Origin of the sequence: Coprobacillus sp. AF33-1AC (genome assembly GCF_003475785.1) — a bacterium.
Lineage (GTDB): Bacteria > Bacillota_I > Bacilli_A > Erysipelotrichales > Coprobacillaceae > Faecalibacillus.
Genome location: NZ_QRQB01000019.1, coordinates 35,094 through 46,342, shown reverse-complemented (window position 1 = coordinate 46,342; position 11,249 = coordinate 35,094). Strand labels below are relative to the sequence as shown.

The 11,249-nt window shown below is 30.7% G+C and carries 5 protein-coding genes; all 5 read right to left on the bottom strand.

Features of this window, described 5'->3' with window-relative positions:
- On the bottom strand, positions 1-7,329 hold a 7,329-nt coding region (locus DWZ53_RS07785), incomplete at its 3' end, for a discoidin domain-containing protein (protein WP_199589150.1).
- A gap of 121 nt (positions 7,330-7,450) precedes the next feature.
- Complete coding sequence (locus DWZ53_RS07780) at positions 7,451-7,954, bottom strand: AAA family ATPase (RefSeq protein ID WP_118433235.1); 504 nt, start codon at positions 7,952-7,954, stop codon at positions 7,451-7,453.
- A gap of 15 nt (positions 7,955-7,969) precedes the next feature.
- On the bottom strand, positions 7,970-9,325 hold the full coding sequence (locus tag DWZ53_RS07775) for an MATE family efflux transporter (RefSeq protein WP_118433233.1): 1,356 nt from the start codon (positions 9,323-9,325) through the stop codon (positions 7,970-7,972).
- Positions 9,306-9,749, bottom strand: coding sequence for a MarR family winged helix-turn-helix transcriptional regulator (locus DWZ53_RS07770; protein ID WP_118433231.1), 444 nt, complete (start codon positions 9,747-9,749; stop codon positions 9,306-9,308). The genes DWZ53_RS07775 and DWZ53_RS07770 overlap by 20 nt, the downstream gene beginning before the upstream one ends.
- Positions 9,750-9,837: 88 nt before the next feature.
- Entirely contained in the window at positions 9,838-11,193 is a 1,356-nt protein-coding gene (locus DWZ53_RS07765) for a hypothetical protein (protein WP_118433229.1), read from the bottom strand.
- Positions 11,194-11,249 lie beyond the last annotated feature (56 nt).

The following is an 11,249-nucleotide window of genomic DNA, read 5'->3' as shown; positions in this document are numbered from 1 at the left end:
AGCATTTGCTTTTAAGATTTGATATTTTGAAGCATGTTCTACTTTATCCCATGTTAATTTAACAGTATTTTTTGTTACTGCTACTTTTGGTGTTACTGCTTCTAATTGTTTTGTAACTTTATAAACATCACTTTCTACAGCATCACTTGATCCATAGTTTCCTGTTCCCTTAGCGATAACTTTATATTGATGTGTTCCTGGTGTCATTGTTTCTTCAAAGCTTGTTTGATTTGTTTCTAATACAAGTTTATATTCTCCATTGTTATCTTTACGGTAGACTTCATAACCACTTGCATGTTCTACTGCTTGCCAGCTTAGTTTTGCTTTATTTCCTTCTTGTTTTGCATCTAATACCACTGATGCCAATTTTTCTACTTTTACTGTAGCTTCTACAGCTTCACTTTCTTTTGATGTTGTATAAATTTCATCTCCTAAAACAACAACTTTATATGAATATGTTCCAGCATCTAATCCTGTTTCTTCATAACTGTTTGTATCGACTGTTGCTACTTCTTCATATTGTCCTTCAGCATTTGCTTTTAAGATTTGATATTTTGAAGCATGTTCTACTTTATCCCATGTTAATTTAACAGTATTTTTTGTTACTGCTACTTTTGGTGTTTCCCATGTTAATTTAACAGTATTTTTTGTTACTGTTGCTTTTGGTGTTGCTGCTTCTAATTGTTTTGTTATTCTTGTAGATACTTCATTGCTATCTGTAGAATCTGCGTAGAATTCACTTCCTTTAGCAACTAATTTGTAACTATAATCTCCTGGATCTAAGTTTTTATCTTGATATGATAATTGATCAGTTGTTGCTATTTTTTGATATTCACCATTATTTTGTTTACGATATAATTCATAATTTGTTGCATTTTCAATAGCATTCCATGAAAGAGTTACATTATTATCATCTGTTGTTTTGTTTAATAATGGTGATTCTAATGAACCCATGACAGTTAAGCTAAATGTTCTTGAAATAGTACCAGATGACACAGTGATTGTAGCTTTTCCTGGTTTTAAAGTATGAACAACTCCATTAGTTACAGTAGCAACATCTGGATTATCACTACTCCATGATAATGTACTTGGATCTAATGTTGTTTTTACTTGAATTGTATAATCTTGATTTACACCTACTGTTGCAGAAGTTACATCTAAATCAATAGCAGTTGGTGCAGAAACTTTAATAGATTGTGCTCTACTTAAATCACTATCTAAATAATCAGCATCTCCACTACATGCTTGAACTTTATAGTAATATTTTCCATCAGTTAATTGATCAATAGAATAATGTGTATCTGTGATTGGTGCTTCATTAACTTTAGTATATTCACCATCTGCCTTATCACTTACATAAACATTATAATGATCTGCAAATTCAATAGCATCCCATGATAAATCTACACTATTATAAATTTTTTGGTCTAATGTTAATGAAGGTTTACTGATTTTTCCTGTTACTTTTACTTTAACTTCATATGTTTTGTTGTTAGCGGCAATAGCTGTAATTGTTGCTTCACCTAATTTTTTAGCTGTAACAACACCTTTAGCATTAACTGTTGCAACTTCTTCATTAGAAGATTTGAATGTAATAGATTGATCAGTTGCATTTGCTGGATAGAATACATAATTTAATTGTAACTTATCTTTTAAAGCAATTTTACTTTCTTGAGGTCCAACTAAGATATGATCCAATTCAATTGGTTCAACATATCCTGCCTTCATTGAATATAATGAAGCTGCCCAATCAGTACCTCTTTGATCACAACGTACTTTAACATAACGTGCATTCACTGTAGCAAAGCTTGCTGTATCATCTCCTACATGTCCTTGATCAGTAGAATAAACATCATCCCAAGATGAAGCATCATTAGATACTTGGATTGTATAAGCTTTGGCATAAGCTCCTTCCCAATTAAACTTAACTTCATTAATATCTTTAGCTTCACCTAAATCTATATAAATCCATTCATTTTGGTCATTTCCATCAGCTTGCCAACGATCTTCATCTTTTAATACTTTTATAGCATCTTGAGTATTTGTTGAAGCAACAGCATCCACACCATTATAAATAGTTTCTTTAGCTTCTTCATCTCTAGATGAACCTACTGTATAGACTTGTAATTCTTTAACATTGATTGAACCTTCAACATTATAATCAACTTTAATATAACGTGCATCAACTGCATCAAATGATAAATCAATGTTTTTATCTAAATTAGATGAATCAATCTTTGTCCAATTTTCACCATCTGTTGAATAAGAAATCGTATATGTTCCTTGTCCAGCTTGTGCATGATCAAAAGTCATACGATCAATGTTATATGTTTTAGCTAAATCAAATGTAAATGAACCTTGTCCAGATAATGTTGTTGATGTATCCATATTGCCATCATGTAAATTATCATAAGTGTCTCCTTCATACATTGCATCAACACCTACGTTTTGTCCAAATGGTTGTGCGTCTGTTGAATTTCTTACTTCCATTTCACGTAAAGCATAACCATAACCTTGACCTAATTTAATACCTTGCATTCTTACATAACGTGCTTTAATTGTATCAAAGTTACAAACATCTGTTGCATCATCACTATTGTTATTTGCTTGATTATAAATATAAACTGTCTTCCAATTCTTTTCATCATCAGATACTTGAATTGCATATTTATTACCTGGTGCTGTATTGTTAACCCAATGTAATTTTACTTGATTAACATCCATAGAAGCACCTAAGTCAACATAACAATATTCTTTATTTCGATCTTCAACATTTCTAAAATCAGATGACCAAGTAGAATCAATATTTCCATCAACAAGATTCTGTTTACTATTTTCATTTTCTAAAGAAGAGACAACAACATTTTTGTTGTAAGCTAAGTTACCACTAATTAATTCATTAGTATCTGATGCACCTTTTTCACCAGCAAGTAATTCTTCTTCAATTTCTTCATCTTCTTTTACACTAAATTTAGGTGCTTTATCATATAAGTCTTCATCACCTATATCTACGCCATTATTAATGACATAATTTCCACTAACGGTATCAGAAGCAAGCATTCCTTTTTTAAATGCTTTAACTTTAATATTTGTATCTTTAGTAAGGGTTAACCCCGGAATATATAATTTAGATTTTTCTGTTGGTTCACTACCATCAGTAGTATATCTAAATTGAACACCCTTTGTACCACTTGCTATACTTAAGAATTGATTTCCTTGATATGTTCCTGATTTCAATGATAATTGTGGTTTTGATATCTTACGTGCTTCATAAACACCAATTTCATAAAGTGAATAAGTATAATCAGTACCAGCTTGGTTCATTTTAATACGGACATATCTTGCTTTTGTTGGATTAAAGATAGCTTCATCAAAATTACCATCACCATTTGTTTCAGTGTATACTGTTTTCCAACTTGTTTCATCATCTGGAGTATTAGAAACTTGAATTTCATATCCTTTAGCATATGCTGATTCCCAACTTAATTTAACTTTATTAATATCATATTCTTGTTGTAAATCTACATAAATCCATTGATCATCTTTTTGGGCTGCTTCCCATCTCGTTTTAGCATTATGATCAGTAGCGTTACTTGCTACATTACCATTTTCACTAGAAGCAACAACTGGTTTATTAGTAGCAAGATTAATACCTGTAGTAATACAATTTGTATCAATATTGATTTTTACAGAATTCATTGATGAGTTAATATAATCATCTTTAACTGCAATTGCTTTTATTGTTGTTGATTCACTTACAGCAATTCTTCCTTTATATACAGGAGAATTTGTTGTTGGCGTACTTCCATCAGTTGTATAGTGAATTGTTGCACCTTTAGTTTCAGATGAAATCTTGACATATTGAGTATCATCATATGTATCACTTTCAACAGAGAAAGTAGGTTTTTGTGTTTGTACAGCATCTTTTTGAGTAGGATCTAAACGCAATAATGATTGTGCAGCTATTGTTGCATTTCCTACTACTTTGTTTTCACTGTTTTTAAATGTAACTTCAATATCATGATCTGTAGGATTCCATACCATAGCTTGGTATTGTTTTTTACCATCAACTTCCTTGACATACACTGATGAAGAAACACCACCAGTAGCACAGATATCAGTCGTTCTTTGTCCTAAATCTTTCATATTATTTAAGAACCAGTATGTATTAAATCCTTCTGCTTGTGATTGTGTATCATGATTTAATTCTTGCATTGCACGATCACTGTCGCTTAATGATAAAAATGGTAAGAAGATATGTTGCCAAGAGTTAAGCGTATCTGGATAATCAGTTACTTCAGGATGCGCTGCTTTTTGTCCATTTGTATCATCAATAACACCTTGATAAATATTAGCAGCCGCCTTTTTATCTACACCATAGTAACTAATATATTCTCCTACTGGACACCAGTGAATACCATAAATATAAGTTGGATATCCACCAAAGAAAGTACCATAGAAATAACTACTTCCATAAGTTTGTCCAATAATCTTACTTGGCCAATCTTCAGGCCAACCACTATGATCTAAACCATCATTTGATTTACCATAATAATTAAACCAATAATGTTCTACAGCATTTAATTCTGTTGTAAATCCAAAGATAGCCGAGTCTCTCATCTTTTTATCTTCACGTTTAGTTGCCCATAAATAAGCACCTACCCAACCAAATAATGATTCACTTCCTGCTTCTTGGTTATTTCCATCATCATTATCAGCATATCCACCAGCCCATGAATGACCCTCATAAGGATCGAAACTACGATAACGACAGAACATATTATCATTTTTATCAGGACTTGCATAATCACGAACAATTAAATCAATCATTTCTTTATAATCTTGATAGAACTCATCATCATATGTTGCTAGTACTGAACATGCAAAGACAAAATATCCATAAGTAAAGTGGTGGTCAGAAATGTCTCTATTAGCCCCAAATTCACTATCTTTATAATATAAAGTTCCCCAGTTTTTATCATAGAAGAAGAATGCCTGATCACCTTCACCACTATATGTTAACCAATCAGTTAAGATTGTTTTCATTTTACCTAAGAACTTATCACGATATTCTGTATTACCCACTTGATCAGCAACAAGAACACCCATTCCTAAAGGATGTAGTGATTTCCCTTGCCAATAAGCATCAGATCCAACTAAGTTTCCTTGAGTTCCTTGATCTAAGTTATCTAAATAAGATAATAATTCATTTTCATCATATTCTCCATTTGTTGGTGCTGTAAATTCAGGTACCATTCCATAGAAAGTATCTTGCATTTTAAATGAATTTCCATCATATAATTTAAGATTTCCACGAGGTGAATCATAAATGATATTTAACTTTGTTAAGTCTTGATCACTTGCATATTTATCCCATTGATGAGGGAACATACATTGATAAGATTGATCAGTAAATCCATCACGTTTAACTTTTGTTGTTAAATTATAGCTTGATGTAATCTTAGATGTAGATTCATCAAAATCATATGCAACATTAGTATCTGTTACAAAGGCATAACCATGTAAGTAGAATTGATTCAATTGACTTGCATCTGTCATTGTTCCAATTGACATATAAGAATCATCATCTTTAATTGTAATCTTTAATCCTGTATCTGTCTTTTCAAATTGAGTATCAGCTGGAACATTGACATCATAATAGTTTGTTTTATCTCCAGTTACAGTTTTAATACCAATGTGGTCTGTTGTTATTTTCCCTTCTTCTGTTAAAATATCTCCTTTTTCATCGAAGAATATTGCTGTTACACCAGCTTGTTCATCATCATTAATATTTAAAGAGATTGTCTTTTTATCATGAAAATCAAAGTATGTATATGGTGAACCCTTAACAAAAGTATTAGACATTGATAAACCATTAGCATCATAGTAATTTACACTAACATGATAATCACCATAACCACTTACTTTGTTGTAAGCTTGACTATCATCAAAATCACTAGGTTCTACATAGAATGCCATTGTTGATTCTGATTTAGAGGCAGTAACTGCACCTTGTGTATAATCATCTGCTTTATTCCATTTAGATTTACTATATGTTAATAATCCTAAACCTTTAGTTGGTTCATATTTAACTTTTAAAGGTAATAAAGATAAAGCATTACCTGTTTCATTAATGACTAATGATTGCCACCAGTCATTAGAAGCTAATGGTTTATTCTTTAAATTATCTTCAATATATTCTGGATATCTTGCTTGATTAGCAAAGTAGATATCATTTGAATTATAAGTTGCTTTTGAATTTTTAACTGAAACAACTTCTTTTTTAGGAAGATCTGGAATAGTATGTGTCACATCTTTTTCATCTTCCATTTGTCTAAAGATTTCTAATTCTTTAATCGCAATATAAGCATCTCTAAATTTGCTTCTACATAAAACACGAACATAACGTCCTGTAGCAGTTAATCTTATCTTTTGTTTTTTATTGTTACCTCTTAATTGACGATATACTGTTTGCCAATTTTGACCATCATTAGATACTTGAAGATCATAAATTGTTGCGGCTGCTTCACCATCATAAGTAATGTTAACTTGCCCGATTTTATATAATCCTTGTAAATCTACTGAGATCCATTGAGGTGTATTTTCTTTAAAATAAGAACTATCATTTCCTGAACGCCATCTAGATGACATATTCCCATCAACCGCATTTTTAGCGTCTGGTGTTTCCCCCGGTTTGATATTTCCGTTTTCATCTTTCATCCACCATTCATCTAATAATGATGAAGCTTGAACTGGTTTATTTTGTGCTAAATTGACTTTATATAAGCCATTAAAACCATAAACTTGGAATTCAAATAATGAAACACCATAAGCTATCATTGCTCTTTTTGAAGCATAAATTCTTACAAAACGCGCTGTAACTTGATCAAAATCAAAATCAATTTTTCCAGCTTTACCATCAGTTACTTCTTTTATATTTGTCCAAGAATCATCATCATCTGATATTTGGATTTGATATTCACTGGCACAGGCACCTTCCCAATTCAAATGAATTTTAGTGATTTTTGTTTCTTTCTTTAAATCAATTTTAATCCATTCTGCTTTGTCTCCACGCCAATCACTTTCCCAACGCGTATCATCACTTCCATCTGTCGCTAAATCACCTGTTGCATCACCACGAACTGAACTGACTGTCACTTCTTTATTTGATGACACTAAATAAGGATCGTTACTTTCAGTAATAACATCTTGTTGTTGAGCCATGATTGCACTAGGTCTAAACATAGATAACCCAGTAATTGGCTCTGCTGCCATATTAAGTGCTAGAAAACACGCTGCATATTTACTTATTGTTTTCTTTTTCTTCAATTTCTTTCTCCCCTCTACTTATTTCTTCCTCTACATTATCACATCCTTATTTATTCCTACATTGTTTAGTCACTTCTTGTAACGTGTTACATTTTATGTAACGGATTGTATACAAAAAGAATCAGGATAATCCTGATTCTATAATTTCATCAATGATTTCATTGATTGTTTTTTTTGTTGTATCTATTTTTATGGTATTTAATTGATTATATAAAGGTATTCTTTCTACACTACGTAAAAGAATACTTTCTTCTCTTTTACCTTCTTGAATATCTTTTAATAACCTTTGTTTAAGTGTGCTTTCATCACAAACCAATGATATAGGTATAATTTGACATTCTTTTAAATCTAAACGCTTTATGATATCATCAATAATACTTTGTTGATGCATAACCCAACAAAAAATAATATTTTCATAGACACTACAATGAATAAAATTATTAAGTACATAACAAATATTATCTAACACCATGTTTTTTGTTTCATTAGTCACACAAAAGGGATGACTATTCCAACACCAATCACCATCTAAAAAGACACTGCAATCCAAGTTTTTCTTCAGTTCTTGACAAATTGTTGTTTTACCCACTCCCATTGTGCCACCAATTAAATATAGTTTTTTCATTTTTTTATCTCTTTTCTATGCTATTTTGGTTTTTAGTTTTCTGCCTATTGTAAACCACATTGTGATGTAACAAGCTCCACCACCTATAAAATTGCTTACTGCTTCGGCAATAAAGACACCATTAATACCAATAAATTTGGGCAAAATAATAGTTAAAGGAGCAACGATAATGACTTTTCTAAAAATTGAAAAGAAAATAGCCTGTTTTGATTTTCCAAGACCGACCGCCGTGGCTTGACCAACCATTTGAAAAGCCATCATAAAAAAACCAAAGAAATATAAATGTAAAGCAGTCGTTCCATAAGTCAGCATTTTTTGATTATGGGTAAAAATATGAATAAAGATTTCTGGAAATAAAGTAATAATAAGCCAGATAAATAACATCATTAAAAAAGCAACAATCGTAACAAATTGAATACCATATAAGACACGTTTATACTCTTTTGCTCCATAATTATAACCTAATACAGGTTGACAGGCATTAGCCATTCCTTGACCAGGTAATTGCGCTATTTCACGAATAGAGTTAATGATAGTCATAATTGCTACATATAAATCACCGCCATAACTTTGTAATGTTGAATTACATACAATAGTAACAATTGAATTCGTCATTCCCATCATAAAACCTGCTGTTCCAAGTGAAAAAATACGTTTAACATATTTAAAGTTAAGTTTAAAATATTTCTTTTTTAATTTAAGAATTGTTTTCTTTCCCGTTAAAAACTGCAAAGTCCATAAAGCAGAAATAAACTGAGAAATAACAGTAGCTAATGCTGCCCCTTTTACATTCATATTGAAAACAAAGATAAAAAGAGGATCCAAAATTATATTTAAAATAGCTCCTATTAATACTGTCATCATTCCAGTTTTAGCAAACCCCTGAGCATTAATAAAACTATTCATTCCTAATCCAATTAAAACAAAAACTGTTCCTATTAAATAAATCGTTAAATAATCTAAAGCATAACTTATAGTATGTTGACTGGCACCAAAGGCCCATAGAATATCTTTTCTAAAAACAAAACCAATAAGCGTAAGTAAAATGCCAAAAAGAACAAGTAACGCAAAAGAATTTCCCATAATTTCTTCTGCCTCATCATTTTTCCCTTGTCCTCTAGCAATCGAACACAAAGGCGAACCACCCATACCAAATAAATTAGCAAATGCCATCACTATTGAAATAATCGGTAAACAAATACCAAGTCCTCCCATAGCAAGCGTGGCTACATGAGGAATTCGCCCTATATAAATACGATCAATAATGTTATAAAGAACATTAATCAATTGCGCAACAATCATCGGTCCAGCTATGGACATAATATGATGAGGAATACTCCCTACAGCAAAGTTATTTTTTGTTTCCATCATCATCACTTCTTTCTAATGATTGATTAATTTCTTTAAATAAATTTAACAATTCTTGTTGTTTTTTTAAAGAGAGATTTTTCAAAATAAGTTGGTTTTTTTCTTTACAAATTTGATTAACTTGTTTAGCTTTCTCTTTACCTAAATCAGTAAGATATATTTGAATAGAGCGCTTATCATGATTTAAACTTTTCTTTTCAATATAATTCATTTTTTGCATCTTATTTAATAAAGTTGTCGTCGTTGACTTATCAATAATACAGTTTATTCCTATTTCTTTAGGTGTTAATGGACCATACTCATATAGACATTGCAAAACTTTACTTTGTCCTGGTAAGACATTTATTTTTATGGTTTCTTGGTTGATGAGTCTTTTTTGCTGATTAAAACATTTTAATAATTGATAATGAAATTGATTTTCTAACATAGCGCCCTCCTATATAGTTTGAATACAAACTATATTTTATACCTTTTCATATCAATTTCAAGAAAAAATAGTAACGATAATATCGTTACTATTTTTCATAATCTATTTTTAACCTATATAAAACAATCATTGTCAATACGATGCTTGATATGATCAGAACAACAAACCATGTATAAACATTATTCATAGTATCTCCTGTTTTGACTGCTTTCTTTTTTGTGTCAATCGAATGATTCGTTATATTGTTTGAATTTTGATTAGTAGTTGTTATTTTACTAGCAAGAGCATAATTTGAAAAGCTTGATGTTTCAAAAGTAATACTGTGGTCATAAGGATTATATGTTGTTGGAATTGTTTCATAGCTGCCATCATGCTTTTCGTGTACCACTATCATTTCATTACCATTAATATTGTTTTGTAATTGAAGTGAAATAGTTGCATTCTTTTGTAAATTCTTCAATTCATTTTGCCAAACTTCATCCTTGGTACCTTTATAAATGACTTGATTTAAATTGATATCTAAATATGATGAAATTTGATAGCCTGAAATTGACTTTTGAAAATTTGATTTTTGATTATCAGATAATGATGTATCATTAACTGATAAGACAACTGAACCGGTATCAATCTCTGAATTATCAATTTGTATTGTACCACTTTTTACTTCATTCGATAGCGTTTTAACCTGATCGTCTACTTTTGTAAAGATACCGCTAATATGAACATTCGTATCAGGCATTGTATAAGTAAATATAGATTGTTCTTGACTAGCTATCAATTCTTGATCATTGATTTTAATGGTTGTTAGTTGATACCCGTAATCAGGTTTCAATTTTAAAATTACTTTTGATCCGGGAATAATACTTGCCCAACCGTTATTCTTATTTAAGTCTTGTTTTACATCATTTAATCCTACTGAACTTCCATTTTCATCTTTGATATCAATAATTTCAATACTCCCATTTTTTAATAATTCATCATCATGTAAATCAGGATTATTTGTTTTATTACTATCCCATATTAATGTTCTAGGTATATGTGTTTCATCTTGTCTTTTTGTTACAACGATAGTGTAGTTACTTGCAGGATCAACTTCAAATGACACCTCATCTCGAACATCTTCATTTATGGTCATATTTTGACCATTGATTGTCACGCTTCCAATATTACCTGCACCAAAATCTAATTGAATTTTGATTACGTTATGAATTTGTCCTGAAGCATATCCTTTTGCTGTGCCTTGAATATGTGGTGCTGGTCCACCTTGAACTCGCTGATCATTTAAAAATATGTCCATAGCAAAGCCATCGAATGTAGCATCGATTTCAATATCATCTGGATAATCATTTTCAGCAAAAACAGAAACAGGTAACATTGTAAATATCATACATAATGATAATATCCACCCCATCACTCTACATCTTTTATTTTTTTTGTTCTTCATTTTTTATATTCTCCTTCCCTGTTCTTAAAATTATTATAAAAAAGTTTAAATTATAA